This window comes from Rhodococcus koreensis, from assembly GCF_017068375.1.
Classification (GTDB): domain Bacteria; phylum Actinomycetota; class Actinomycetes; order Mycobacteriales; family Mycobacteriaceae; genus Rhodococcus_F; species Rhodococcus_F koreensis.
In genome coordinates this window covers 561,729-586,076 of the sequence record NZ_CP070610.1, presented here as the reverse complement: position 1 = coordinate 586,076, position 24,348 = coordinate 561,729, and the positions used below count along the sequence as shown (strand labels likewise).

The 24,348-nt window shown below is 67.2% G+C and carries 27 protein-coding genes; 20 read left to right on the top strand and 7 right to left on the bottom strand.

Annotated features, from left to right (window positions below):
* Nucleotides 1–2 precede the first annotated feature (2 nt).
* Complete coding sequence (locus tag JWS14_RS43705; protein ID WP_241031783.1) at nucleotides 3–611, bottom strand: hypothetical protein; 609 nt, start codon at nucleotides 609–611, stop codon at nucleotides 3–5.
* A gap of 249 nt (nucleotides 612–860) precedes the next feature.
* Between JWS14_RS43705 and JWS14_RS43700 the strand changes: the two genes are divergently transcribed.
* Genes JWS14_RS43700 through JWS14_RS43680 form a run of 5 tightly spaced genes read left to right on the top strand, consistent with a single transcriptional unit; the run spans nucleotide 861 to nucleotide 5,442 of the window.
* Nucleotides 861–1,484 (top strand): histidine phosphatase family protein, encoded by a 624-nt coding sequence (locus JWS14_RS43700; RefSeq protein WP_133987222.1) that lies wholly within the window; start codon nucleotides 861–863, stop codon nucleotides 1,482–1,484.
* Nucleotides 1,475–1,990 (top strand): histidine phosphatase family protein, encoded by a 516-nt coding sequence (locus JWS14_RS43695; protein WP_206016555.1) that lies wholly within the window; start codon nucleotides 1,475–1,477, stop codon nucleotides 1,988–1,990. Before JWS14_RS43700 ends, JWS14_RS43695 begins: the two co-directional genes overlap by 10 nt.
* Nucleotides 1,987–3,417, top strand: coding sequence for an FAD-dependent oxidoreductase (locus tag JWS14_RS43690; protein ID WP_206016554.1), 1,431 nt, complete (start codon nucleotides 1,987–1,989; stop codon nucleotides 3,415–3,417). Before JWS14_RS43695 ends, JWS14_RS43690 begins: the two co-directional genes overlap by 4 nt.
* A gap of 38 nt (nucleotides 3,418–3,455) precedes the next feature.
* Nucleotides 3,456–4,472, top strand: a complete 1,017-nt coding sequence (locus JWS14_RS43685) for a thiamine pyrophosphate-dependent dehydrogenase E1 component subunit alpha (RefSeq protein WP_206016553.1) — start codon at nucleotides 3,456–3,458, stop codon at nucleotides 4,470–4,472.
* Nucleotides 4,465–5,442: an alpha-ketoacid dehydrogenase subunit beta gene (locus tag JWS14_RS43680; protein WP_206032425.1), complete on the top strand. Its 978-nt coding sequence runs from the start codon at nucleotides 4,465–4,467 to the stop codon at nucleotides 5,440–5,442. The genes JWS14_RS43685 and JWS14_RS43680 overlap by 8 nt, the downstream gene beginning before the upstream one ends.
* A 69-nt stretch (nucleotides 5,443–5,511) precedes the next feature.
* Here the strand turns inward: JWS14_RS43680 and JWS14_RS43675 are convergent, their stop codons facing one another.
* Nucleotides 5,512–5,925 carry a VOC family protein gene (locus JWS14_RS43675; protein ID WP_167116620.1) on the bottom strand — a complete coding sequence of 138 codons (414 nt, stop codon included), beginning with the start codon at nucleotides 5,923–5,925 and terminating at the stop codon, nucleotides 5,512–5,514.
* 98 nt (nucleotides 5,926–6,023) lie between these two features.
* On the opposite strand from JWS14_RS43675, the gene JWS14_RS43670 reads away from it, so the two are divergent.
* The 6 genes from JWS14_RS43670 to JWS14_RS43645 all read left to right on the top strand — a co-directional run bounded on the left by JWS14_RS43670 (nucleotide 6,024) and on the right by JWS14_RS43645 (nucleotide 10,742).
* Nucleotides 6,024–6,788, top strand: a complete 765-nt coding sequence (locus JWS14_RS43670; protein ID WP_167116617.1) for an SDR family NAD(P)-dependent oxidoreductase — start codon at nucleotides 6,024–6,026, stop codon at nucleotides 6,786–6,788.
* A gap of 52 nt (nucleotides 6,789–6,840) precedes the next feature.
* A complete protein-coding gene (locus JWS14_RS43665; protein ID WP_206016552.1) occupies nucleotides 6,841–8,187 on the top strand; it encodes an aromatic ring-hydroxylating oxygenase subunit alpha in 1,347 nt (448 codons plus the stop codon).
* A 1-nt stretch (nucleotide 8,188) separates the two neighbouring features.
* Complete coding sequence (locus tag JWS14_RS43660) at nucleotides 8,189–8,392, top strand: transposase (protein WP_133987209.1); 204 nt, start codon at nucleotides 8,189–8,191, stop codon at nucleotides 8,390–8,392.
* A gap of 15 nt (nucleotides 8,393–8,407) precedes the next feature.
* Nucleotides 8,408–9,187: a ThuA domain-containing protein gene (locus tag JWS14_RS43655; RefSeq protein ID WP_206016551.1), complete on the top strand. Its 780-nt coding sequence runs from the start codon at nucleotides 8,408–8,410 to the stop codon at nucleotides 9,185–9,187.
* Nucleotides 9,188–9,223: 36 nt separating this feature from the next.
* Nucleotides 9,224–9,691 (top strand): VOC family protein, encoded by a 468-nt coding sequence (locus tag JWS14_RS43650; RefSeq protein ID WP_206016550.1) that lies wholly within the window; start codon nucleotides 9,224–9,226, stop codon nucleotides 9,689–9,691.
* Between the two features lie 73 nt (nucleotides 9,692–9,764).
* Complete coding sequence (locus tag JWS14_RS43645) at nucleotides 9,765–10,742, top strand: NAD(P)H-dependent flavin oxidoreductase (protein ID WP_133987203.1); 978 nt, start codon at nucleotides 9,765–9,767, stop codon at nucleotides 10,740–10,742.
* A gap of 112 nt (nucleotides 10,743–10,854) precedes the next feature.
* Here the strand turns inward: JWS14_RS43645 and JWS14_RS43640 are convergent, their stop codons facing one another.
* Both JWS14_RS43640 and JWS14_RS43635 read right to left on the bottom strand, forming a co-directional pair.
* Nucleotides 10,855–11,403 (bottom strand): nuclear transport factor 2-like protein, encoded by a 549-nt coding sequence (locus JWS14_RS43640; protein WP_206016549.1) that lies wholly within the window; start codon nucleotides 11,401–11,403, stop codon nucleotides 10,855–10,857.
* 5 nt (nucleotides 11,404–11,408) lie between these two features.
* A complete protein-coding gene (locus JWS14_RS43635; RefSeq protein WP_133987199.1) occupies nucleotides 11,409–12,266 on the bottom strand; it encodes a MaoC family dehydratase in 858 nt (285 codons plus the stop codon).
* A 113-nt stretch (nucleotides 12,267–12,379) separates the two neighbouring features.
* Between JWS14_RS43635 and JWS14_RS43630 the strand changes: the two genes are divergently transcribed.
* The 8 genes from JWS14_RS43630 to JWS14_RS43595 all read left to right on the top strand — a co-directional run bounded on the left by JWS14_RS43630 (nucleotide 12,380) and on the right by JWS14_RS43595 (nucleotide 19,758).
* Nucleotides 12,380–12,772, top strand: a complete 393-nt coding sequence (locus JWS14_RS43630; protein ID WP_133987197.1) for a Zn-ribbon domain-containing OB-fold protein — start codon at nucleotides 12,380–12,382, stop codon at nucleotides 12,770–12,772.
* A 2-nt stretch (nucleotides 12,773–12,774) separates the two neighbouring features.
* A complete protein-coding gene (locus JWS14_RS43625; protein WP_167116603.1) occupies nucleotides 12,775–13,977 on the top strand; it encodes a thiolase family protein in 1,203 nt (400 codons plus the stop codon).
* A gap of 25 nt (nucleotides 13,978–14,002) precedes the next feature.
* Complete coding sequence (locus tag JWS14_RS43620; RefSeq protein ID WP_133987193.1) at nucleotides 14,003–15,148, top strand: CaiB/BaiF CoA transferase family protein; 1,146 nt, start codon at nucleotides 14,003–14,005, stop codon at nucleotides 15,146–15,148.
* Nucleotides 15,145–16,290, top strand: coding sequence for an acyl-CoA dehydrogenase family protein (locus JWS14_RS43615; RefSeq protein ID WP_206016548.1), 1,146 nt, complete (start codon nucleotides 15,145–15,147; stop codon nucleotides 16,288–16,290). The genes JWS14_RS43620 and JWS14_RS43615 overlap by 4 nt, the downstream gene beginning before the upstream one ends.
* Before the next feature lie 15 nt (nucleotides 16,291–16,305).
* Complete coding sequence (locus JWS14_RS43610; protein WP_206016547.1) at nucleotides 16,306–17,259, top strand: acyl-CoA dehydrogenase family protein; 954 nt, start codon at nucleotides 16,306–16,308, stop codon at nucleotides 17,257–17,259.
* A 65-nt stretch (nucleotides 17,260–17,324) separates the two neighbouring features.
* Nucleotides 17,325–18,542 (top strand): acetyl-CoA C-acetyltransferase, encoded by a 1,218-nt coding sequence (locus tag JWS14_RS43605; protein WP_167116594.1) that lies wholly within the window; start codon nucleotides 17,325–17,327, stop codon nucleotides 18,540–18,542.
* Nucleotides 18,543–18,564: 22 nt separating this feature from the next.
* Nucleotides 18,565–19,353 (top strand): enoyl-CoA hydratase/isomerase family protein, encoded by a 789-nt coding sequence (locus JWS14_RS43600; RefSeq protein ID WP_206016546.1) that lies wholly within the window; start codon nucleotides 18,565–18,567, stop codon nucleotides 19,351–19,353.
* A 135-nt stretch (nucleotides 19,354–19,488) separates the two neighbouring features.
* The gene (locus JWS14_RS43595; protein ID WP_206016545.1) at nucleotides 19,489–19,758 is read left to right on the top strand and encodes a hypothetical protein; all 270 of its coding nucleotides are present in this window, start codon (nucleotides 19,489–19,491) and stop codon (nucleotides 19,756–19,758) included.
* Between the two features lie 368 nt (nucleotides 19,759–20,126).
* Here the strand turns inward: JWS14_RS43595 and JWS14_RS43590 are convergent, their stop codons facing one another.
* The 3 genes from JWS14_RS43590 to JWS14_RS43580 form a co-directional block, all read right to left on the bottom strand.
* Entirely contained in the window at nucleotides 20,127–20,525 is a 399-nt protein-coding gene (locus tag JWS14_RS43590) for a hypothetical protein (protein WP_206016544.1), read from the bottom strand.
* A 175-nt stretch (nucleotides 20,526–20,700) separates the two neighbouring features.
* Nucleotides 20,701–21,120, bottom strand: a complete 420-nt coding sequence (locus tag JWS14_RS43585; protein ID WP_167116583.1) for a nuclear transport factor 2 family protein — start codon at nucleotides 21,118–21,120, stop codon at nucleotides 20,701–20,703.
* A 43-nt stretch (nucleotides 21,121–21,163) separates the two neighbouring features.
* Complete coding sequence (locus tag JWS14_RS43580; RefSeq protein ID WP_167116580.1) at nucleotides 21,164–22,351, bottom strand: cytochrome P450; 1,188 nt, start codon at nucleotides 22,349–22,351, stop codon at nucleotides 21,164–21,166.
* Between the two features lie 366 nt (nucleotides 22,352–22,717).
* Between JWS14_RS43580 and JWS14_RS43575 the strand changes: the two genes are divergently transcribed.
* Nucleotides 22,718–24,151, top strand: coding sequence for an FAD-dependent oxidoreductase (locus JWS14_RS43575; RefSeq protein ID WP_206016543.1), 1,434 nt, complete (start codon nucleotides 22,718–22,720; stop codon nucleotides 24,149–24,151).
* The last annotated feature ends 197 nt before the right edge of the window (nucleotides 24,152–24,348 follow it).

Sequence of the window (24,348 nt, the reverse complement as noted above, 5' to 3'; positions counted from 1 at the left end):
TCCTAGACGGCGCGGCCGGCGGCCGCTTCTTCGGCCCGGCTGAGGCCGAGCAGTCCGATCAGTTCTTCGTGAAGTTCGAACCACACGGTGTGGTAGCTGTCGGCGATGGGCCGCGCGACGAAGCCCTTGTCGCCCGCGGTGATCTGCTCGATCGCGTTGGCGAAGCGGGCCCGGTAGGTGGCCAGCCGGGGCGCGATCACCGACATGCGGTCGACCAGCGGGGTGAAGCTGTCGTCGAGCGCGACCAGTCGCGCGATGATCTGACCGTCGTAAGTGGCGTCCGTGTGGTCGTTCGGTGCACCGTCACGGAGTTGCCAGTCGGTAATGATGTGCTTGAGATCGCTGTTGTGGTCGTCGAATTCGCCGTAGAGCACGCTCAGTGCGGTCTGATCGATGTCATCGCGTTCCGCGGCCACCAGGGTGGCGAGACGTTCGCGGCCCTCCGGGGTGAGGCGCACGGACGGCTCGCCCTTGACGAGGCCGGCACCGCGCAGCTCGGCCAGGACGGCGCTCGCCGCGTCGACGTCGAGACCGGTCGATGCCGCGGCGAGTTCGGGCGACAGGCGGCCCTTCATGCGGGCCGCCTGCAGGATGGTGAGCTCGTGGGCCACGATTCTCCTCTTTCGTTGCGCGTGGACTGGATGAGGTTCTCTATAGCGCAATCATCTATCGCAAGATAATCTACGAATAGAGTATTAACCGAAAGTGGCTGAGACGTCAATCACAGGAGCCCCTGGGCCGCGGCCACGTCCGCGCGTACCGACCGGGCCGGCACGAAGGTTTACTCTACACATGGAAAATCTAGTGTTAGAGTAATTGGGGCATGAGGCAGTGCCCACACCGAGGAAGGTGGGTCGACGATGATCCTCTCGATGGTCCGTCACGGAGAGCCGGCCCGAGCCGCTTCCGGAGAGCTCCAGAACGATCCGCCGCTGAGTCCTCTCGGCGTCGCGCAGATGCAGGAAACCGGAGGGCTGCTGCGGGCCGACGGCTATGACGCGGTGTTCGCCTCGAATCTGCGCCGGGCGACCGAGAGCGCCCGGTGTGCGCTCGGCCCCGACGTCCCGGTCAGCGAGGTCGCCGACCTCGCGGAGTTCGACCGAGACAGCGACTATCTGCACTACGAAGACGGTGCCGACGTGTGGCAGCGATACCGCGAAGGAGACCTGAGCCCCTGGGGGACGACCGCCGAGGAGTTCCGGCAGCGGGTGGTGACCGCGCTCGAGGCGATCCGGATCGAGCACGTCGGCGAGCGGGTGGTCGCGGTGTGCCACGGCGGAGTCATCAACATCTTCTTGGCCTGGATACTCGGCGAGTCGGCGCTACGCCTGTTCGCGCCCGACTACGGCTCGGTCAGCCGTTTCGAGTACCGCGCGGACGCGGGGTGGTCGGTCCGCGAACTGAACGCCCGGCCGCCGACACGCGCCCCCGGAGCTCCGGTCAGGAGTGTTCCGGTGGCGAGGGCGGGTGCCTCGTGGAACTGATCTTCGTCCAACATGCCGACGCGGCGACCCGGGACATCGAAGGTGGCGCATTCGTGCCCGGCGCGACAGGTGGACACCAGGCGCCGGCCGTCGCGCGGCGGCTCGGCGCGGAAGGTGGATGGGATGCGCTCTACGCCGCGGGCCCACCGGCTGCCGACACCGCGGCCGCGATCGGCGCGGCGACCGGGTTGACGCCCAGGTCGAGTCCCGCGACCGCGGACGCCGTCGACGCCGTGATCGCCGATCACCCCGGGCAGCGGGTGCTCGTCTGCGCCTGCCCCCAGGTGATCGACGAGATCGTGCGCCGGGCTCTCGGCGTGGCCGCGCAGGTGGTCCGTTCGCCCGACCCGACCGGCATCACCCGGATCATGGCGTCCCGCGCCGGGCACCGGGAAATCGTGTCCCTCAACGACACCGCACACCTTCGCGTCGGAGAACCGTTCCGAAACATCGCGAACCACGACAACTCCCTGAACCACAACGAAACTGGGAAGGCTCAACCATGACAACCCCCGACTTCGACGTCATCGTCATCGGCTCCGGTGCGGCCGGATTGTCCGCCGGATTGTCCGCGATCGAGCACGGCGCCTCGGTCCTCATCGTCGAATCGCAAGGCGAGGTCGGCGGGTCGTCCCGGCTGTCCGGCGGCGTCGTCATGGCGAGCCGGAGCACGTTGCAGCAGGCCGCCGGCATCGACGATGCCGAGGGCAACCTGTTCCGGGAGTACATGTCTCTCAACGCCTGGGATCTCTCGGCCGGGCCGGTGCGACGCTGGGCCGACTCCCTCGGCGAGACGATCGACTGGTTGCAGGGCCACGGAGTGCCCTTCTACGAGCAGCTCATCTTCGGCGGTGACGAGAGCCGCCCTCGCGGGCACTGTGTCGAGGGCGGCGGACAGGCGCTGGTCAAGGCGCTGGCGGCGGCCTACACCGCGCGCGGCGGTGAGATCGCCTTCGGGCGTCGGGTCGACTCGCTGGCCGTCGAGGGCGGTGACCTCGTCGGAGTCGTGTCGGGCGGAGAGACGCTGACCGCTGCGGCCGTGGTGCTGGCAAGCGGCGGATTCGGTGCCAACCCGGACCGTCTCGCGGAGTTCTACCCGTCGGCGTGGGTGCCCGGTGAGAGCTTCTACATCGGGGCCGACGGCGCGCAGGGTGATCACCTGGACTTCGCCGAGCAGCTCGGCGTCCAGCTCACCGGATTCGACCGGGGTCTGCGGATGCTGAACCCCGGTATCGACAAGGTCCACGAGGCCTTCCTGCCCGGCTGGACCATCCTGGTAGACCGGCACGGCCGGCGATTCGCCGACGAGACCGCGCCTTACGGAATCCTCGACGCGCTGATGCGAAACCGGGGCAACGTCGGCTACGTGATCTTCGACGAGGCCTGCCTGAACCCGCCTGCCGCGCTCGCCGACCGCTACCGCGATGCCTACAAGCAGGTCTGGCCCAACCATGCCGCGTTCCGTCCGAAGCATTACACCGCCGAGGTCATGGAGTTGTTCGCCGAACACGAGCGCGTGCACATCGCCGACACGGTCGAAGCGCTGGCAGCGTCGATCGGAATCCCGGACGTCGACCTCCGCGGTGAGATCGACCGCTACAACGACCTCGTCGCACTCGGCGAGGACGCCGACTACGCCAAGCCGGCCAAGTTCCTCAACCCGCTGGCCACCGGTCCGTTCTACGCCGTCGAGGTCCGCCCGACCGCGATCGCGCACACCGGCTTCGGCCTCAAGATCGATGAGGCCGGGCGGGTGCTGGCCCGCACCGGTCAGGTGATCCCCGGGTTGTACGCGGCAGGTGAATGTACCGGCGGAATCTCGGGCCGGGTCTACGTGGGCTCGGGAAGTTCCCTGGCCAGCGCCACCGGATTCGGCCGCATCTGCGGCCAGACCGTCACCGAACGACTCAGCCAGACGCCGGTCTCGGTGTGAACCGTAGATCACCGTCTTCGACCCGACAGGAGGGGCAGATGGCCTCAGATGATGGCGTAACCGCCGGCCTCAGCGACGACGAGCTCGCCGAGATGTATCACCTCATGCTCGTCACGACCCTGGCCGACGAGCGTTCGGCTCGCGAGGCCAAGGCGGGCAGGCTCCAGGCGGCCTTCTACCCGGTGCGGGGTATGGAGGCAGTGTGCGCGGCGATGGGCGCGGTGCTCGACGCGGACGACAAGATGGTGTCGACCTACCGGAACCTCGGCGATGCCCTCGCCAAAGGAGCCACGCTGCGCTCGATCATGGCCGAGCTCTACGGTCGGGCGCCCGGGATGTCCGGGGGCAAGGGCGGCCCGATGCATCTGCAGGATCAGGCCGTCGGGTTCACCGCGACCACCGGCATCGTCGGGCAGGGGCTGCCGCTGGCGGTCGGCCTGGCCATGGCGACCCAGCTCGACGGCGAATCCCGGGCGATAGTCACCACTTTCGGTGACGGCGCGACGTCCATCGGGACCTATCACGAGTCGATGAACTTCGCCGCACTGTGGAAGTTGCCGATCGTGTTCATCTGCCAGAACAACCAGTGGGGTGAGCACACCGCGATCGCTGACTACGCGCCCGACGTCGAACTCGCCAAACGGGCCGCGGCGTATGCGATGCCGACGCAGCGCGTCGACGGGTTCGATCCGATCGCCTCGACGCGGGCGATCCGCGAGGCGGTCGAACGTGCCCGTGCCGGCGGGGGTCCGACGTTCCTGGAGTTCATGCACTACCGGCTGACCGGCCACACCGGCACCGCGGATTTCAGTTACGTCCCCAAAGACGAACTCGCCGCGGCGATGGAGCGTGACCCGGCCCCCAACTTCCGCCGCTGGCTGGCCGAGCGCGGGATCTTCGACGACGACGCGCTCACCGAGATCGAGCGACGGGCACAGGCCGACGTCGACGACGCCTTCACCTATGCCGAAGCGAGTCCATTTCCCGACCCGGCGACCATCGACTCCGATGTGTTCGCCGACCCCGAGTTCGTTCGGAGCCTGAACCATGACTGAGAAGAAGACCATGACGATGGCTGCGGCCATCAACTCCGGTTTCCACAGAGCGATGGCGGCCGACCCGAAGATCGTCGTCCTCGGCGAGGACGTCGAGGACCCGATCGGCGGCCCGTTCAAGACCAGTAAGGGATTGTCGAGCGAGTACGGCCGAGATCGCGTGCGCTCCACGCCGATCGCCGAGGGCACCATCGCGGGCACCGCGGTCGGCCTCGCCCTCGGCGGCTACCGGCCGGTCGCCGAGATCATGTTCTTCGACTTCATCACCCTGGCACTCGATCAGGTGGTGAACCATGCCGCGAAACTGCGGTACATGACCGGCGGGGCGACGCCCACACCGATCCTGGTGACCACCGTCATCGGCAGCAGCCACTTCGGCGCGCAGCACGCACAGTCGCTGGAGGCGTGGTTCATGCACGTGCCGGGGATCAATGTGGTCATGCCGTCCAATCCGGTCGATGCCAAGGGACTGTTGCAGTCGTGCCTGGAGTCGCCGGACCCGTGCCTGTTCATCCAGCATTCGGGACTGCTCTATTCGACCAAGGAACCGGTCGACGAGGGTCGGTACTCGATTCCGTTGGGTAAGGCGGCGACGCTGCGCACCGGCGAGGACGTCACCCTGGTCACCTACGGAACCGGCGTCGGAGTCTGCACCCAGGCGGCGGAAGCACTGGCGGAGAAGGGGATCGAGGCCGAGATCATCGACCTGCGCAGTCTGGTCCCGCTGGACATCCCGACCGTGCTGGAGTCGGTGGAGCGTACGCGGCGGTGCGTCGTGGTGCACGAGGCCACCGAGTTCTGTGGGCCGGGGGCCGAGATCAGCGCCCGCATCCACGAGTCCTTGTTCAACGAGTTGCTCGCGCCGGTCGGCCGCGTCGGGGCGAAGTTCACACCCGTCCCGTTCTCCAAGGCGCTCAACGGTTTTCCGACCGTCGAGCGTATCGTCGCCAAAGTTCGGGAGCTGTGCTGAGCCAAGCAGGGTCCGCACCGCCGCCGTGAGAGGGGAGCGACGGCGGTGCGGGGATTGTGTGCGGCGGCCTCAGAGAGTGCCGCCGCGCTGCACCAGCTCGATGATGTTGCCGTCGGGGTCCGCGACGAAGGCGATCCAGGCGCCGGGGCGGACCTCGACCGGTTCGTCGACCACCGATCCCGTGTCCGATGTGCGGCAGGCCTCGAGGAGTTCGGACAGATTCGCCACCGAGATGGTGAGATACCGGATGCCGGTGCCGTTGCCGATACCGCCGATGGCGGCGGTCGCCGTGGGTTCGGCGTCGTAGACGAGGACCTTCAATACGGTGTCGCCGAGCTGGAACCGGCTGATCGAGAAGCCGTCCATTCGAATCGGATCGAGCTGGGGGAGGCCCATCGTCGTGCCGTAGAACTCGGTCATCCGATCGGGGTTCGTGGTCACGATGCCGAAGTCGACGACGGGCTTGGAGAGAACGATGGTCACGGGATTCTCCGCTTTCGATGAGGGGTGTCGGACGCCTTTACTCTAGACATAAATAATCTAATTATGGAATACTTAGGACACCAGATGAAAGGGCGACCATGGATCTCGGTCTGAACGGAATGCGCGCGGTGATCACCGGCGCGAGTCGCGGAATCGGCCTGCGTATCGCGGAGGTTCTCGCCGCCGAGGGGTGCCGGCTCGTGATCGGTGCCCGCAGCGAAGGGCCGCTGACAGAAGCGGCCGAGGGGCTGCGGAAGTCAGGGGCCGAAGCCCACCCGCTGTCGGTGGATGTCGCAGATCCCGACGCGGCGCGCAGCTTCATCGGCGCCGCGGCCGACGCGCTCGGCGGAGTGGACATCCTGATCTCCAACGCATCGCCGGGAAGCGTCAAGGGCGATGACGCCTGGGTGACCAGTGCACGCGGCGATCTGCAGGCGTTTGCGATCCTCGCCGACGCCGCCCGTCCGCATCTCGCGCAGTCCGATGCGGGTTCGGCGGTCGCGATCAGCTCGACCAGTGCCCTCGACGTCGATCTCCCGTCCGGACCCAATTCGTTCGGCGCCATCAAAGCGGCCGTCCTGCATCACGCATCGGCACTCGCCCGCAGCTGGGCCGCCGAGGGTATCCGGGTCAACACGGTCTCACCGGGGCCGATCGAGTTCGCGGGCGGTGCCTGGGATACGGTCCGGCAGGCTCGGCCGGAGACCTATCAGACCGTCGTCGACCGGGTGCCGCTCGGTCGGCTGGGTACCGTCGACGACGTCGCACACGGCGTGGCCTTCCTGGTCAGTCGTCGCGCGGCGTTCTGTACCGGCGTGAACCTCGTGGTCGACGGAGGCCTGTTGTCCCGGGTGCAGCACTGAATCCGGGCCTTTCGGAACTGGAAACACAGACAAGTCGGGAAGTGGAGGAGTCATGGGCGAGCGGTTGGATGTCGGGGATCGGCTGTTGTCCTACCAGGACGTGCTCGATTTGGACACACATGAAGTGCCCAAACATATTCGGCAGGAGAACCGGGGTGAGTTCTCGTGGACCGAGGCGTCGATCGAGCGGTACACCAGCCGCGAGTGGCATCTCCGTGAGAAGGATCGGGTGTGGAAGCGGACGTGGCAGTTCGTCTGCCGGGAGGAGAACATCCCGGACGTCGGCGACCACATCGTCTACACCGTGGCCGACCTGCAGTACCTGGTGATCCGATCGGCGCCGGACACCATCCGGGCCTATCCCAACGCCTGTCTGCACCGGGGTCGCCAGCTGAAGGACTTCGACGGCTGGTGCTCGGAGATCCGCTGTTCCTTCCACGGCATGAGCTGGGACCTCGACGGGGCACTGAAGCAGATCCCGGCGCCCTGGGAATTCCCGCACGTCGAGAAAGACGATTTCTCGCTGCCTGCGGTGAGCGTCGGCACCTGGGCGGGTTTCGTGTTCATCAACCCCGATCCCGACGCCGAGCCGCTCGACGACTACCTGGGTGAGCTGACCGATCACTTCGCCAAGTGGAAGCTCGAGGACCGCTACATCCAGGCCCATGTGTCAAAGGTCCTGCGCTGCAACTGGAAGGTCGCGCAGGAGGCGTACATGGAGTGCTGGCACGCCGCGGCGACCCATCCGCAGACCGTGCCCTACGCGGCCTTCGGGGTGTGCCAGGTCGACTGCTACGACAACTTCGCCCGGTTCGTCACCCCGTCGGAGGTCGTCGGCCCGATGACCCTCGGCGATCCCACGACCGAGGAGATGCTCAAGGCGACCATGGACGTCCGCGTCGACGAAGAGCTGCCGGTCCAGCCCCTCGATGGCGAGACCGCGCGTGACTTCGTGGTCAGCAACTCGCGCGAGAAGTGGCGGGGTCTGATCGGCGACGAGATCGACGACTGGGCCGATTGCGAACTGGTGGACAACTTCACCTACACCGTTTTCCCGAACATGATGCCGTGGGGCGGCGTGCACCGGCTCTGTTACCGGTTCCGGCCATACGGCGACAACCATCGCGAGTCGATCATGGACGTCTTCCTGATCGGGCCGTACACCGGTGAGCGGCCGCCGCCGGCCGAGGAGATCAAGCTCGACGCCGACACCTCGTTCGGTAGCCGGTCGGAGCTGGGGCTGGTCGGGAACATCCTCGACCAGGATGTCTACAACATGGAGAAGGTCCAGTACGGCATGGAGGCCGCCTCCAAGAAGACGGTCACCTTCGCGCAGTACCAGGAGGACAACATCCGCTGGATGCATCAGCTGATGGACGCCTACATGGAGGAGGACTGACATGCACGGACTGCGACATCCCTACAGCGGTGCACTCTACGAGCCACTCGGTGAGCGGCGAGTCCAGGTCACGCAGCGTGACGGCAAGGTTGCCGTCTTCGCCGCGGACGGCCGCTGGGTCTCCGGCGACAAGATCGGTGCCGACCCGCAGCTGACCGGATGGGTGGCCGCCGACCGCGGGATCCACCGGATGGCCGAGAAGTGATGGGCGCCAAGTCCTATGGCTGAGAACGACAAGCGGGTACTCGCGGTCACCCGGGGGCACAAGTTCGAGCGCAACGGATTCGCGGCGATGCTCGACGGTCTGGACGGCCTCGCGGTCAGTCAGGCGGAGCAACCTGCCGCGGAAGCCTTCTTCCGCCCCGAAATCGCCGGCGAATGGGATGCGTACCTCATGTACGACATGCCCGGCTACACCTTCCATCCCGACCACAGCCCACCAGACCTGCACGAGCCGTCGGCGGAGTTCCGGCGGAACTTCCTGGCTGCCGTCGAGCGGGGGCACGGCTTCGTGTTCGTGCACCATGCCCTGGCCTCCTGGCCGACCTGGCCGGAGTACGCCGGCGTCATGGGCGGACGATTCCGCTTCCTGCGGGACGAGGACGCCCCGGATTCGGGGTACCGCCACGAGGTGAACCAGACGATCTCGGTCACCGACCCCGTTCATCCGGTCACCGCCGGACTCGTCGACGGCTTCGAGATCACCGACGAGACCTATCTGTGCGAGGTCTCGCCGGACATCCGGCCGCTGCTGACGACGCGTTCGGCACTGACCGTCGACAACCACTGGTCCACCTGGAACGCGGTTCTGGGCCGACGCGACACCAACGACGGTTGGCACCACGAGCCCGGCGCAGGCGTGGTGGCGTGGGAACGCCCGCACGACCGCAGCCGCATCGTCTACCTCCAGTTCGGCGACGGACCGTCGGCGTACGGCAATCCGTCGTTCCAGCGACTGCTGCACAACGCACTGCACTGGGTGGCCGACCGCCCGGCGTGACCTGCGACCCGCACCAACCGACGAAACGAGTCCCTGATGGCTGCCCAGATCCCCTATCACTCCGGCATTCTCGTCGACGACCTCGGCAAGGCCATGGCCGGTCTGAACGGTGAGATCTCTTACGAGTTCAACACCCCGACGACGCTCACCGTGCCCCGGTTCGACGACCGGATCGCCGGCACCGAAGGGCCGATGGAGCTGACGGTGACCTACAGCCGGACCGGCCCGCACCGGCTCGAGCTGATCGCCGCCCACGGCACGGGTATCTATGCGGCAGAACGGATCGGGTTGCATCATGTCGGGGTCTGGGAGTCCGACATCGCGCGGCGGCTCGAGTCCCTCGACGCCGACCCGCTGATCACCGTCGAGGCAGTGCTGTGGCGGTCGACGGGGGAGATCTCGGCCATCTACGCCACAAGCACCGTGACCCACACCCGGATCGAGTACGTCAACGACGACCGACGCGAGCAACTCGAGCGCTGGTTCGACACCGGCAGCTTCTGACCGCCGACGTTCTTCTCGCCCTTGCCGGACCGCGCCAACGGCCCGAAATCGTTCTGTTGTAGGGAGTTTTGCTGTGATCAAGACACGCTTCACCGACATCTTCGGAGTCGACCACCCGATCGTCTGCGGCGGCATGACGGCCGTGGGCAAGGCCGAACTCATCGCGGCCGTGGCCGAGGCCGGAGCGCTCGGCTTCCTCACCGCCCTGACGCAGCCGACCCCCGAGGCGCTGGCCGCGGAGATCGGCCGGGTGCGCGACCTCACCGACAAGCCGTTCGGCGTCAACCTCACCATCCTGCCGACGGTGGATCCGGTGCCCTACGACGAGTACCGCGACGCGATCATCGAGGGCGGGGTCTCGATCGTCGAGACCGCAGGCGCCAACCCGGAACCGCACATGCCCGCCTTCAAGGCGGCCGGGGTGAAGGTCGTCCACAAGGCAGTGGCCATTCGGCATGCCCTCAAGGCCGAGCGGGTCGGGGTCGACGCCATCAGCATCGACGGCTTCGAATGCGCCGGACATCCCGGCGACGACGACGTGCCCGGTCTGGTCCTCATCAACGCGGCGGCGCGCTCGTTGTCGATCCCGATCGTCGCCTCCGGGGGTTTCGCCAACGGCGCAGGCCTCGTCGCCGCGCTCGCGTTGGGCGCCGACGCGATCAACATGGGCACCCGATTCGTGGCCACCACCGAGGCGCCGGTGCACGAGAACGTCAAACAGCAGATCGTGGCGAACGACGAGCGGTCGACGATTCTCGTGTTCCGGGAGTTCCGCAACACCGCACGGGTCGCCCGCAACGCGGTCTCCGAAGAGATCGCGGCCATCTCGGCGCGTCCCGGTGCGACGTTCGCCGACGTGGCCCACCTGGCGTCGGGTGAGCGCGGCCGACGCGAGGTGCTGGCCGAGGGAAACATGGACGGCGGCATGTGGTGGGCAGGCCAGGCGCAGGGTCTCATCGACGAGGTGCGCAGCTGTCGCGAGGTGGTCGGCTCCATCGTCGCCGAGGCGGAGGCGCTCATCGGGGAGCGGATGCCCAAGCTGCTCGCCTGATCGCGGAGCACGACCGAGGACGACCGCCGCCGGGATCTTCCGGCGGCGGTCGTCCTGATCTGATCAACCGGTGCGTCTGATGACACGGTGCGTGTGATCACCGTGCGTCTGATCACCCGGCGCGGGTGGCCGGGCCCAGGTGCGGCAACTCGCCCGACTCCAACCGACGCCGGATTCGATGGCGCTCACCGGCGTAGATGTGCTCGCCTTCGATCAGTCCGTCCGACGAGATCGGCCACAGGACGGTGGTGCGGTGGGTGACCAGGTGGTAGTCGTCCGGGCGGATGGTCTCACCGGCTTCGGTCGCGGTGGCGCCGCCCAGATCCCGGCCGAGGATGGCGTACTGGAAGTCACCCTCGGTGACGACGCACGATTCGTCGACCACCACCCGGTGGATCACGTAGTCGAGCCGGTTGCGGTCGGCTGCCTCAAGTGCGGTGTACCACTGCACCACCTCGTCGCGGCCGGACGGGCCGACGCTGTCGGAGGCTCCCCACACCCGGTATTCGGGATGCGGGACGAGAGTCGCCATGAGGGCGGGCATGTTCCCGGCCACCTCTTCCACGACATGCCGCGCGACCACCTCGAGGTTGCGCAGGAGAACCGGGTCGGACTCGGCGGAGATCCGGTCGAGCAGGGGCTGCCAGCCAGGTGTGTTCATGCCGATCAACCCACACTCGCCAGGCCGCCGGTGAGGACCTCTTTGTCGTCGCGGCCGCGCATCCGGAAGCCGACCGTCGTGTCGTCGCGATGCCACAGGTCGACGGTCAGGGTATCGCCGGGCCAGACGGGGCCGGCGAATCGTGCCGACATCGACCGCAGGGTCGCGTCCTTGCCCGCCACCGCGAGCGCGGCACGCCCGGCGAAGCCGAAGGTGCACAGCCCGTGCAGGATCGGGTGGTCCAGTCCGGCCCGTGCGGCGAACGCCGGGTCGGAGTGCAGCGGGTTGCGGTCGCCGGACAGGCGGTAGATCAGCGCCTGATCCGGGTGGGTCTCGTAGGTCAGCGTGGTGATCCTGCTGTCGTCGGTGGGTGCCTCGGTCGACTTTCCGGCCGACTCTGCCGGTCCGCGCGCGCCGCCCCAGCCGCCGACCCCACGGATGAATAGGCCGGCCGAACTGCGCCACAGCACGCGGCCGTCGGCATCGGTGCCGGTGGTCTGCGCGACGATCAGCGCGGCCTTGTCCTTGTCCCACATTTCGGTGATCTCGGTGACCGCCTGCGCCTCGCCCTCGACGGGGATGTCGCCGAGGATCTCGACTCGCTGATCGGCGTGGAGCAGCTTTGCCCAGTCGAATCGGCCGGCCTGCTTGAGGACGCTGAAGTCGACGCCGAGCGTGACCGGCATCGTCGGGACCATACGCTGCTCGACGCCCTTGGTGTTGTCGGTCGTGAACTGTAGATCGGCGGTGCCCGCGCCCACACCCAGTGCATAGAGCATGCAGTCGCGCGAGGTCCAGCGGACCGTCTTGGGGGCGGATCTGGCGCCGATCGCTGCGGGGTCGAAGGGCTGTGAGTCGGACATGACGTCTCCTCGGGGCGGTTGTCATCCAGATGGTCGTGTAGTAAATACTCTAGTACTCTATTATTTAGTTGGCTAGGTCCTGCCGGGCCCGGCCCGACCCCGGAAGGCGTGAGATGACGCAGACCATTCCAGCGGTGGATTACCTGGTGCTGGGCGATGAGCCACACCTGGTCGCGCAGGCCTGTGCACAGTGCGGCGCCCTCTACTTTGACCGGCGCAACGCCTGCGCCAAGTGCTTTGCCACGGAGTTCGGCACCCGCCCGCTGGCCACCGAAGGCGTGCTGCGCGCCTACACGATCGTCGAGCGCGGTGCGAAGAACGGCCCGTTCACCTCGGCCGTCGTGGAACTCGAGGGTGGCGGGATCGTCAAGGCGAACCTGCTGGGTGTCACCGATCCCGAAGTGATCCAACCCGAGATGAAGGTCCGATTGGCGACCTTCGAGGCCTCCGTCGACGACGACGGCACCGTCGCCGTCGCCTTCGGATTCGAACCGATCGGAGCATGACCATGAGTGACAACGTGTGGATCATCGGCGCATCGATGACGAAGTTCGGCCGCTTCGCCGACCAGGATCTGCTGGATCTGGCGTCGACGGCCTCCCTCGACGCCCTCGCCGACTCGGGGCAGGGCATGGCCGACATGGGGATGCTCACGATGGGCAACGTCTACGAGGCCAACTCGCACAACGGTCAGCGGTTGCAGAAGCAGATCGGCCAGACCGGTATCCCCGTCTACAACGTGGTCAACGCCTGTGCCACCGGCGCGACCGCGGTGCGTGTGGCGATGATGGGCATCAAGGCCGGTGAATGCGACATGGCCCTCGCCGTGGGCGTCGAGAAGATGGGCAAGATGGGCATGCTCGGCGGAGCTGCCCGCAAGGCCGGCGACAAGAAGATCTTCACGCCCAAGGGTCGTTACGGCGCCGTGGTGAAAACCGAGGGTCTGCTCGGTACCGGCCTGATGCCGGGTGTCTTCGCCCAGGCGGGCACCGAATACGCACTCGCGCACGGTGTCACCACCGAGCAGTTCGCCAAGGTCGCGGTGAAGAACCATCTCCACTCGACACTCAACCCGCTCGCCCAGTACCGCAAGGAGTTCTCCCTCGACGAGGTACTCGGCGCCGAGGTGATCGGCTACCCCAACACGCTGCCGATGTGCTGCCCGACCGGCGACGGCGCCGCCGCGGTGGTGCTGGTCTCGGATGCGAAGCTCAAGACCCTCGACCCCGACGTGCGACGTCGGGCGATCAAGATCAGCGCCTCGGTGATGACCTCGGACCCGTGGGCGGACGGTGGCCAGGTCCAGCCCGATGTCAACACCCTGACCCGACTGGCCGCCGACCAGGCCTACGAGGCCGCCGGAATCGGCCCCGAGGATCTCGACCTGGTGGAACTGCACGACTGTTTCGCCACCGCCGAACTCATCCACTACGACAACCTGCGGCTCTGCGAGCCCGGCGGTGCCGGCGACTTCATCGACTCCGGCGCGCCGCTGCGCGACGGCCGGATTCCGGTGAACGTGTCGGGCGGCCTGCTGTCCAAGGGCCATCCCATCGGCGCCACCGGCATCGCCAACCTGTACGAGGTCGCCACGCACCTGCGGGGCGAGGCGGGTGACCGGCAGATCGAGGGCGCCAAGGTGGGTCTGACCCACGTCATCGGCCTCGCATCGGCCTGCGCGGTGCACGTCCTGGAAGCGCCCGCGGCATGACCGCCGGCATCGACGGGAGTCGCTGATGTCCGGCCCACTCGACGGACTGCGGGTACTGGAGATCGCCAGCGCCGCACCGGCTCCCTTCGCCTGCATGATGCTCGCGGACTTCGGCGCCGACGTGGTCACGGTGGACCGGCCGGCCAAACCCGGCCGTACGCCGCGTCGTCCCAAGGACCCGCTCGTCCGCTCACGCCGGTCGGTGGTCGCCGATCTCAAGACCCCCGAGGGGGTGGCCACGGTACGACGCCTCGCGACCCGGGCCGACATCCTCGTCGAGGGATTCCGCCCGGGCGTCATGGAACGTCTGGGTCTGGGTCCCGAGGTCCTGGCCGAGCTCAACCCGGCCCTGATCTTCGCCCGGATGACCGGCTACGGGCAGGACGGTCCGCTGGCGCCGCGCGCAGGCCACGACATCAACTACATCGCCGTCGCCGGGGCACTCGAGCCGATCGGTCGGGCCGGGCAACGGCCGCTGCCGCCGCTGAACCTGGTGGGCGACTTCGGCGGTGGCGGGATGCTGTTGGCGGTGGGCATCCTCGCCGCACTGCACGAGCGCTCGCAGTCGGGTCGGGGGCAGGTGGTCGACGCCGCCATGGTCGACGGCGCGGCACTGCTGACCGCCTTCGTCCACGGCGTGCGGGCAGAGGGCCATTGGTCCGACGAACGCGGCACCAACCTGCTCGACGGCGGCGCACCGTTCTACGACACCTATCGCACCGCCGACGGCGGGCACATGGCGGTGGGAGCGCTGGAACGCCGCTTCTATGAGCAGTTGCTGGTCGGTCTCGGGCTCGACGACGACCCGTCCCTGCCGGGGCAGCTGGACCGGGACGGCTGGGCGCATCTGCGCACCAGGTTCGCGGAGGCCTTCGCCTCCCGTACCCGGGACGAGTGGTCGGCGGTGTTCGCCGATCTCGACGCCTGTGTGTCGCCGGTGCTGGCGCCGCACGAGGCGCCGGATGGTGAACATGCCACTGCCCGTGCAGGTTTCGTCGACGTCGCAGGGGTACGCCAGCCTGCACCCGCGCCGCGGTTCTCCCGGACGCCTGCGACCGAGCCGACTCCGCCCCGGCTACCCGGCGAGGACACCGAGCAGGTACTGACCGATTGGGACTGCATGCCCGCTCTGGCCGGCATCCGCACAGACAACGAGGTGGCTGCGTCGTGACGACCGTAGAGACGCTGATGGTCCCGGAGACCGTCGCCGAGGCACGCACGGGATTCCGGACGTGGCTGGCCGAGAACCGGGCACCGCTGGAACAGTTCCGGGAGACCGGCGGCGAACTGACCGAAATCTTCGACCGGCTCCGCCGACTGCAGCGGATGCTGTACGACGCCGGCTGGATCCGGTTGGGCTGGCCGGAATCCGCCGGCGGGCTCGGCGGCCGGCGGATCCTGCGCAGCATCATCAGCGAGGAACTCGCCCACGCCGGCTATCCGCCACCGTTCTCCTTCGCGACCCAGGAGGTGCTTGGGCCGGCGGTCGCCGAGTTCGCCCCGGCCGAGCTGGCCGCGGTGGCGCTGCCGCGACTGCTCCAGGGCGAGGAGACGTGGTGCCAGGGCTTCTCCGAGCCGGGAGCGGGCAGCGACCTCGCTTCGCTGCGGCTCCAGGCGGTCCGCGTCGACGGCGGCTGGCAGGTCTCTGGCGAAAAGGTCTGGACCAGCTGGGCGCAGCTCGCCGACCGGTGCCTGCTCCTGGCCCGCACCGGGCCGTCGGACTCCGGCCACCGGGGCATCTCGGCGTTCCTGCTCGACATGAACACCCCCGGCATCACGGTCAGCCGCTTGCGCAGCATGAACGGCGACGACGAGTTCTGCTCACTGTTCTTCGACAACGTCGTCATTCCCGAGGGCCGACTCCTCGGCGAGGTCGACGGCGGCTGGGCGGTGGCCACGCATGTGCTTGCCGGTGAGCGGGGCGCCGCGGCGTGGCAGCGGCAGATCTGGCTGCGGTCGCGGCTCGACGAGCTCGCCGCCGATCCGGCCGCCGACGTCGGGGACGACGCGATCGGCGAGTCCCTGGAACTGCTGACCGCGCTGCGGCTGCTGTCGCGGCGCACTGTGGCCAGATTGTCCGCAGACGAGCCGGTGGGTTCGACCACCTCGCTGGACAAGCTGGCCATGTCGACGGCCGAGAAGTTCCTGTTCGACGTGGCCCTGGCCGGCAAGTCCGCCGACACCGTGTTCGGACACCCCGACGAGAACTGGCGCAACGACTACCTCTACAGCCGCGCCTCGTCGATCTACGGCGGCGCCGCCGAGATTCAGCGCAACATCATCGCCGAACGCCTGCTGGGCCTGCCCCGCTGAGGTTGGAGACATTTCATGGACGACGACGACATCACCCAGATCACCGAAGCGTTGCGTCAGACGGTCGAGGCCGACCCGGCGGCGGCGCGGAAGGCGATCACTGAGTTCGGCTGGCTGGAACTCCTCGACGATCAGGAGCAGATCGCGGTGAGCACGCTGCTGCCGATCTGGGGTCGGTCGCTGGCGCAGGGCAGTCTGCTCGATCCGATTCTGGTGCGCGCCGGTGGTGTCGCCGACCCGACGGGATTGCGAGTGGTGCTCCCGGCGCTCGGCAGCACTCGCGCCCCGGGTCGACTCGTCGGAGATCGCGTCGAGATCGACGGGGTGCTCGCCACCGGGTATGGCCCGATCCTGGTCCTGATGGCGACCGACGGCGGACTCACCCTCGCGCTGTGTGACGACCCTGGTGTCGTCGCGGGTGATCCGTTGGACCCGTCGGCCGGGTGGGCGCGGCTCACCGGATCACCGGCGGTTCTCGAGAAGCGCACGCCGACCGGCATCGATCCCGATGTCGCGTGGTCGGCGATGCTGGCGGCAGGTCGTCGGGCGCTGGCCTACGAACTGATCGGCGTGAGCGAGAAGATGCTGGAGATGACCGTCGAGCATGTCGCGTCCCGGCACCAGTTCGGCCGGGCCCTCGGGTCTTTCCAGGCGGTCAAGCACCAGCTGGCCGACGTGAAGCTCTGGACCGAGGTGGCCCGACTCGCGGCCGATGCCGCCTGGGAGGACGGTGGCGAGGTGTCGGCGGCACTGGCCAAGGCGGCGGCCGTACGTGCCTCGGCAGCGGCCCGTCGGAGCTGTCAGCAGCTTCTCGGCGGCATGGGCTTCACCTGGGAACACGACTTCCACCGCTATCTACGCCGGGCTCTGACCCTCGAGCCGATGCTCGGCGGTGGCCCCGGCCTGCACCGCGAACTCGGTGCCGCACTGCGCTCCGGCGCGGTGAGTCACGACCTGATCGCGCTGTGAGCGCACCGACATCAACCATCCGGACGACGACAATCGTTGCACCGTAGAAATTTTGAGGAGACGCCATGACCGAAGCGTGGATCATAGACGGCGTGCGCACCCCGCGCGGCAAAGGCAAACCGTCCGGCGCGCTGCACGGCGTGCACCCGCAGGAACTGCTCGGCGGTCTGCTGAGCGCGCTCGCCGAACGCGGCCTGGCCCCCGAGGACGTCGCCGACGTCATCATGGGCAACGGCGAGCACGCCGGCGATCACGCCAATGACGTCGCCCGATCCGCGGTGCTCACGGCGGGTTGGCCGGTCAGTGTGCCGGGACTGACCCTCAACCGCTTCTGCGGCGGTGGGCAGCAGGCGGTCATGGCCGCGGCCACCGGCGTCCTCGCCGGCTGGCAGGACGTCGTGGTGGCCGGCGGCGTCGAATCCATGTCCCGGCACAGCTACGGTCAGCCCCTCGACGCGGGGAACCCGGTACTGCGTGAGCGGTATCCGATGGTGCCGCAGGGGATCTCGGCGGATCTCATCGCCACCCTGGAAGGGTTCGGCCGATCGGACGTGGATGCCTTCGCGGCCCGCAGCCAGGAGCTTGCGGCAACGGCGATCAAGGAGGATCGCTTCGCGCGCAGTCTGATTCCGGTGACCGGGGCCGACGGCACCGTCCTGCTCGACCGCGACGAGCACGCGCGCCCGGGCACCACCGCGGAGTCGCTGGCCACGCTGCCGCCGTCGTTCGAACGCTCGGGAGCCAAGCCCCGCGACGATCAGGGCCGCTCCTATGACGACATGGCCCGCGCGGTCTACCCGGCCGCCGGCGAGATCCAGCACGTCCATCATGCAGGCAACTCGTCGGGCGTCGTCGACGGCGCCGCAGCCGTGGTCGTGGCCTCTGACCGGTACGCCAGGGCGCACGGACTGACCCCCCGGGCCCGCATCGTCACCGGCGCGGTGCTCGGTGCCGAGCCGGTCATCATGCTCACCGCACCCGGACCGGCGTCGGAGCAGTGCCTGCGTCAGGCCGGGATGAGCGTCGCCGACATCGACCTCTGGGAGATCAACGAGGCCTTCGCTGCTGTCCCGCTGAAGGTCATGAAGGACTTGGCGATCGACCCCGACCGGGTCAACGTCAACGGAGGAGCCATCGCGCTCGGGCACCCGATCGGTGCCACCGGCGCGATGCTCCTCCAGACCGTCATCGACGAACTGGAACGCCGCGACCTGTCGACCGGGTTGGTGACGATGTGCACCGGCGGCGGGATGGCCACGGCGACAATCGTGGAACGAATCTGACCGGTACCGATCGAGGAGAGTCATGAATCATCAGACAGTCACGGTCGAGTTGCACGATCACGTCGCCGAACTACGGCTCGACCGTCCCGAGGTCCTCAACGCGTTCGACGACGCCCTGGTCAACGAACTGCCGGGGGTGCTGATCGACCTCGCCCGTGACACCGATGTCCGGGCAGTCGCGTGGACCTCCAGCGGCCGGCACTTCTCGGCGGGCGGCGACATGGAGACGATCCTGGCAGGACACGACGATCTCACCGTGCTGCTCCGCGGCGTCGACGACGGTCGTCGGCTGTTCCGAGCCTTCGCCGACTTCCCCAAACCTCTGGTGACGGCAGTGCAGGGCAGCAGTTTCGGGGTCGCGACGAGCCTTGTGTTCACCTCGGATGCGGTGGTCGTGACGCCCACGACGAAACTCGCGGATCCGCACGTCCACATGGGTCTGGTGGCCGGTGACGGCGGCGCGGTCACCTGGCCGCTGAGCGCCGGTCTGGCGCGCGCCAAACGCAAGCTGCTCTGGGGTGAGCCGCTCACCGGTCGCGAGGCCTTCGAGCTTGGGCTGGCCACCGATCTGGTCGAGTCGGACGACGGGCTCCGCGATCGCGCGCTGGAGTTGGCCGCGCACGTGGCGGGCCTGCCCCCGATCGCGACCCAGCTGACCAAGCGGGCACTCAACCGGGTGCTGTCGCAGGCCACCGACCAGGTGCTCGACACCGGCTTCTATCTCGAAGCGCTTTCCAACCGCAGCAACGACGCGGTCGAGGCCGTGACTGCCTTCAAGGAGAAGCGTCAGGGGAATTGGTCGGGGAGCTGACCCCGCCGGGCCGGCGCCGGGGATCGGCTGAGCGCACCGGACCGCCGACGCGGTGATCGGGCGCTTGTGATCCGGGGTTGACCTTGGCCGGGCACTTCCTCTGGCCGTCCGCTCACGATCGAGCGGAGCATCGCCATGTGTACCGTGGTGTCGGCGACGCCGTCGTCGAAGGACGCCAGTCTGGTGCCGGTGGGGCCGGCCTCGATCCCCTCACCGAGAGCCCGGTACATCGCGACGGTCGGCCCAACCAGCCGGCTGCTGGCGCCCGGCCAGAGCGCGCGAAAGACTGTAGGACGCATCCAGTTCCGTGAGTGCAGCGTCGGTGGTGGTCTTCGCGCGGCCCGACGGCGCCGGCGGAGCATCGAGGACGCGGGCCCCGACCCGTCGTTGATCGGAATCTATTGAAGTGAGTCGTACGCCGGGCGAGCCGCCTCTCCGCTGAGGACATCGATGACATTCGATCGACGAGGGCGTGCCGCGACCAAATAGACCGTCCGGCTACCTCCGGCGATCATGCCCGGTCTGCTCGATGCCGCGGTGAATCGAGATCGTGGATGCGAAGCAAGAACTTCGCACCAAGGCGGAAACCTCCGGCTGGGCGAAAAATCGGTCACCCCAGTGTGAGTCGTCGAAGTAGGCCTCAAGCATCAGTAGGCGTTTGGAATCGAACACCTCGCCAGTAAGTGTCTGGCCGGGTTCGTCGATCGGGGCGGTCCCATTCTCGCTCTGCACACGATTCACGACCAGTCGCCGTGCCGCATAGGCGTCTTTCATCAACGAGGACAACGAGTCGGTGAGGTTGTCGGCCTCTGCGAGCGCCGCTGGTCTCTCCAAACCCGAAGGGCAGTCACGATCACCAGGTACTTGCTCGAAACCAACTGTCCGCTGGTGAGATCGAAGGCGATCGAGTCTTGCACATCGAAGGAGCGCAGGTCACGCAGGAACTTCGTGTGATCTTCGGAGAGCATCTCGAGCAGCGCCGACGGAAACTCCTCTCCGGGCGGATTGAACTGCAACGATGCTGCGCGCCACACATCCGAGGTCTGTTCGAAACGGCCGTAGATGTCCCATTGAGCGTCGAAAAGGGTGGTGTGGAGTGCACAAGAGTCTTGCTGGCGGCCAATGCTTCCAAGGCCCAGCGCCTGTGTACTTCGACGTAGTGGCGTTCGCACTGCGCGAGTGATCTTGCCCGGCTGGGCTGAAAAGTTTCGATCTGCTCGAGCATGTTCACGCTTGTGGTGCTCATTGTCGGTTTCTGATCTCTTCAGTTAAGTCGTCGACTGCACCAGCTCGATCAGCCGTGGTGTGCGATTTCGACTGATCGAGCTGGTAAACGGAGGCTGTGGTTTACGGGGTCAGGTAATCGACCATCGCCTTGGTGTCCTTGTAGTAGACGTCGATCTCGACGATCTGATCGTTCTCGAAGCGGTACACCTCGACCATCGGGATGGTGAGCGTTCCGTCGGCGCCGTCACGCTTGAAGGTGGCGGTCTGGCGGGTGATCACGTTCTGCTCGTCGACGTCGAAGATGTCGATGTCGCTGACGGTCAGGTTGGCCAGGGACTGGATCTTGGTCATGAGGGCGCGCAGGCCCTCCTTGCCCTTCCATTCGCCGCCGTAGGGCAGTTCGGCCGCCTCGCGGACCACGATGTTCTCGTGGAACGGGTCGGCCTGACCCTCCACGCTGGCGTCGGTGAGGTCGCCGTTGATACCTTCGTCGGCGAGTCCGAGTGTGCCGCGGACAATTTGGGCTGCACGTGATGCCATGACTTCAGTTCTCCTGTTTGGTTGAAGCGGTGTTCGGGGTGGGTCAGGGGTTGTCGACGCGATCGAAGGCGAGGGCGAGCCGGGTGGGGGCGTACACGGCGCCGGCCTGATAGATCGGTCCGGCGTCCGGTCCGGACGGGCGCACGTTGGTGATGCGGCCGAGTAGTTCGTCGAAGGCGATGTCGATCTGCATCCGGGCGAAGGTGGCGCCCAGGCAGCGATGCGTCCCGTGACCGAACGCCAGGTGGTTCTTGTCTTTCCGGTCGAAGTCGAGGATGTCGGCGCCCGGGAAGTGCTCGGCGTCCCGATTGGCCGAGGAGTACATCAGCATCAGGATGTCGCCCTTGGTGAGTTGCTGGTCGCCGAGGACGACGTCGCGCGTCACGATGCGTCGCAGGGCCAGGACCGGTGACTGCTGCCGCAGCAGTTCGTCGAGGTCGTTCTTCACCCAGTTCTTCTGCCGCAGGCGGTGTTCCAGATCGGGTTCGTGCGCGAGGGTGGCCGCGATGTTGGAGATCGCGCCGCGGGTGGTGTCGAGTCCGCCGATGAACAAGACGGTGACCACACCGATTTGTTCTTCCATGGTGAGCGGGCGACCGTCGACGGTGGCGCTCGCGATGGCGGAGATGATGCTGCCGTCGTCGGCCGTCTCGGCCCGTTCGGCGAGATACTCCGCGGCGAGGACCGCGAGTCCCTGATAGGACTCCGGACTGTTCTCCCGGACGATACGCTCGACGGCCTTCACGGCACGCTGCAGACGCGACGGGTCGTCCTCGTCGAAGACGATCTTCGCGGCGGCCGACGAGGTGAACGGGATGGCGAAGTCGTCGATGAAGTCAACCTGCCCCTTGTCGAGGAACTTCTCGATGGCGGTGCGGGCGAGATCGCGGAGGACCGGCTCGTACTTCATCAGGTGAGGCCGGGTGAAGAACGGGTTGAGGAACTTCCGGAAGTCTTCGTGCAGAGGGGGATCCACATCCAGGGGTGGCAGACGCACCGGGCTCGGCAGCGGTGTGGACTCGGTCGAGGAGTAGACCTCCGGATTCGAGAGGACCTCCTTGAGCAGCGGGAAGGTGGTGACCAGGTACATCCCTCCGTGTGCGCGGGTGTGGGCCACCGGGCAGGTGCTGCGGGCGTGCTCCATCACCTCGTCCATCCGAGCGAAGCAGGTGTCGTCGAAGAGGTCGAAGTCTGCGAGTTGGTGATCGAGGGAGGTTTCGGTTGTGGACATGGTGCTGCCCTCCTTGGGACTGCGAGTGCCTGGTATAGGTCTACGGATCAACTAGTGAGTTGTAGAGCACACTAGGGTGATTGCGATCACATGTCCAGGACTTCGACGACTTCCCGCGGACGTTGGCGGCACGGTGATCGTGGAATTTCCTGGGATCATGCCTGGTAGGATCGATTTTACAAAAGGTCGTGACATGGATAATCGCATGATCTATTGTCTACGAATGGTCGATGTGATTCCGGCCACAGCCTCCGCCGCGGTTCCTTGCGGCGGCACCGGGCGCTGGCCCGGTGGACTGCCAGGCGAGTCCTCGGCGGGCAGTCGGCGTCCGTCGCGCGGCTTTGTCCGTCGTCTCAGAGGAGAGAAATGTCCCACTCCGATACCCAGTCGCTGGATTGCGACCTGTTGATCGTCGGCCTCGGCATGACCGGTGCCTGCGCGGCGCTGGAGGCCCGTGCTCGAGGGGCTGATGTGCTGATCCTGGAGCGCGCCACCTCGGGTGGTGGCACCAGCGCGATGACCGAGGGGGTGATCTACCTCGGTGGTGGTACCCGTCTGCAGCGTGACCTCGGCGTCGACGACGACCCGGACGCGATGTACCGCTTCATGGACGCGATCTGCAACGTGTCGAACAAGGCTGTGTTGCGCCGCTACTGCGACGGCAGCCCAGAGCACTTCGATTGGCTGGAGGCGCAGGGCGTTCCGTTCACCCGGGAGCTGTACAAGGACAAGCACATCTGCCCGCCCCAGGGCCCGGGTCTCTACAGCAGTGGTAACGAAAAGGTCTGGCCGTACCGCGAATTCGCGACACCGGCTTATCGCGGGCACCTGGTGAACGGTCCGTCGGGCAATGCCGGGTCGAAGATGATGGAAGTGCTGCTGAAGCGCTGCGAAGACGAGGGTGTGCGCGTGATCGGCGACGCACGAGTCCTCGATCTCACGACCGACGCTGCGGGCCGGGTCGACGGAGCCACGTTCCGCCGCTACGGCGAAGACCACACAGCCAGTGCTCGTAAGGGTGTTCTGCTGGCCACCGGCGGATTCCAGATGAACGAGAAGATGGTCGCCCGCGACTACCCGTTCCTGCTCGAGAACGGTGTGCCGATCGGCGAGGACTCCAGTGACGGGTCCGGGATCGAGATGGCCCAGGCGATCGGTGCCGACGTCGAGTCGCCGGGCGCGATCCACGCGACGGCGAGCATCTACCCGCCCGGAGATCTGGTGCGCGGCATCATCGTCAACAAGTTCGGCCAGCGGTTCGTCGCCGAGGACAGCTATCACGGCCGGACCGCCGCCTTCGTCTTCGATCAGCCGGATCGCAAGGCGTATCTCATCGTCGACTCCGAGACCTTCGACTACCCGCAGTTCTCCGAGCAGTTCGGCTATGCGCTCGTGGACGGTTGGGAGACGGTGCCGGAAATGGAAGCGGGACTGGGTGTTCCGGATGGGGCGCTGCAGCGCACGCTCGACAATTACAACGAGTTCGCGGCGGTCGGCCGCGACCCTCGGTTCGGCAAGCATCCGGATTGGCTGGTCCCGCTGAAGAACGGCCCGTATGCAGCCATCAATCTCTCGGCCGACGTCGTGAAGTACCACTACCACTCGCTCGGCGGGCTCCGGGTGGACGAGCAGGCCCGGGTCGTCGGCGCGAACGGCGCGCCGGTGCCGGGACTCTATGCGGCCGGAAGTTGTGCCGCGAGTGTGATCCAGACGGCCAAGGGCTATGGCAGCGGCATGATGCTCGGCGGCGGTTCGTTTTTCGGCCGGGTGGCTGCCCGGCATTGCCTCGCCGCGGTGTGATCGCAAACGACATGAAAGCACAAGAGCGCCGGCCGGTAGCTGCGGGCGAGGGCCGGCGCTCGAAGTGTTCCAAGACTCAATAGTAGATTGACAACTAATCTAGTGTTAGACAAACTGGTGTGGCGTAGATAACACCGCATCGGTGGGCGCGACCGGGCGGTCGTGGTGAGTCGCCACCTGACGAGAGAGACGGAAAA

What these genes read in the sequence shown, in the direction of transcription:
- JWS14_RS43640 (WP_206016549.1), bottom strand. Translation starts at nt 11,403, where the DNA reads ATGAACACACCTGGCTGGCAGCCCCTGCTCGACCGGATCTCCGCCGAG.
- JWS14_RS43635 (WP_133987199.1), bottom strand. Translation starts at nt 12,266, where the DNA reads ATGTCCGACTCACAGCCCTTCGACCCCGCAGCGATCGGCGCCAGATCC.
- JWS14_RS43665 (WP_206016552.1), top strand. Translation starts at nt 6,841, where the DNA reads ATGGGCGAGCGGTTGGATGTCGGGGATCGGCTGTTGTCCTACCAGGAC.
- JWS14_RS43620 (WP_133987193.1), top strand. Translation starts at nt 14,003, where the DNA reads ATGTCCGGCCCACTCGACGGACTGCGGGTACTGGAGATCGCCAGCGCC.
- JWS14_RS43600 (WP_206016546.1), top strand. Translation starts at nt 18,565, where the DNA reads ATGAATCATCAGACAGTCACGGTCGAGTTGCACGATCACGTCGCCGAA.
- JWS14_RS43575 (WP_206016543.1), top strand. Translation starts at nt 22,718, where the DNA reads ATGTCCCACTCCGATACCCAGTCGCTGGATTGCGACCTGTTGATCGTC.
- JWS14_RS43630 (WP_133987197.1), top strand. Translation starts at nt 12,380, where the DNA reads ATGACGCAGACCATTCCAGCGGTGGATTACCTGGTGCTGGGCGATGAG.
- JWS14_RS43585 (WP_167116583.1), bottom strand. Translation starts at nt 21,120, where the DNA reads ATGGCATCACGTGCAGCCCAAATTGTCCGCGGCACACTCGGACTCGCC.
- JWS14_RS43680 (WP_206032425.1), top strand. Translation starts at nt 4,465, where the DNA reads ATGACTGAGAAGAAGACCATGACGATGGCTGCGGCCATCAACTCCGGT.
- JWS14_RS43700 (WP_133987222.1), top strand. Translation starts at nt 861, where the DNA reads ATGATCCTCTCGATGGTCCGTCACGGAGAGCCGGCCCGAGCCGCTTCC.
- JWS14_RS43690 (WP_206016554.1), top strand. Translation starts at nt 1,987, where the DNA reads ATGACAACCCCCGACTTCGACGTCATCGTCATCGGCTCCGGTGCGGCC.
- JWS14_RS43580 (WP_167116580.1), bottom strand. Translation starts at nt 22,351, where the DNA reads ATGTCCACAACCGAAACCTCCCTCGATCACCAACTCGCAGACTTCGAC.
- JWS14_RS43625 (WP_167116603.1), top strand. Translation starts at nt 12,775, where the DNA reads ATGAGTGACAACGTGTGGATCATCGGCGCATCGATGACGAAGTTCGGC.
- JWS14_RS43685 (WP_206016553.1), top strand. Translation starts at nt 3,456, where the DNA reads ATGGCCTCAGATGATGGCGTAACCGCCGGCCTCAGCGACGACGAGCTC.
- JWS14_RS43605 (WP_167116594.1), top strand. Translation starts at nt 17,325, where the DNA reads ATGACCGAAGCGTGGATCATAGACGGCGTGCGCACCCCGCGCGGCAAA.
- JWS14_RS43610 (WP_206016547.1), top strand. Translation starts at nt 16,306, where the DNA reads ATGGACGACGACGACATCACCCAGATCACCGAAGCGTTGCGTCAGACG.
- JWS14_RS43655 (WP_206016551.1), top strand. Translation starts at nt 8,408, where the DNA reads ATGGCTGAGAACGACAAGCGGGTACTCGCGGTCACCCGGGGGCACAAG.
- JWS14_RS43660 (WP_133987209.1), top strand. Translation starts at nt 8,189, where the DNA reads ATGCACGGACTGCGACATCCCTACAGCGGTGCACTCTACGAGCCACTC.
- JWS14_RS43650 (WP_206016550.1), top strand. Translation starts at nt 9,224, where the DNA reads ATGGCTGCCCAGATCCCCTATCACTCCGGCATTCTCGTCGACGACCTC.
- JWS14_RS43670 (WP_167116617.1), top strand. Translation starts at nt 6,024, where the DNA reads ATGGATCTCGGTCTGAACGGAATGCGCGCGGTGATCACCGGCGCGAGT.
- JWS14_RS43595 (WP_206016545.1), top strand. Translation starts at nt 19,489, where the DNA reads ATGTGTACCGTGGTGTCGGCGACGCCGTCGTCGAAGGACGCCAGTCTG.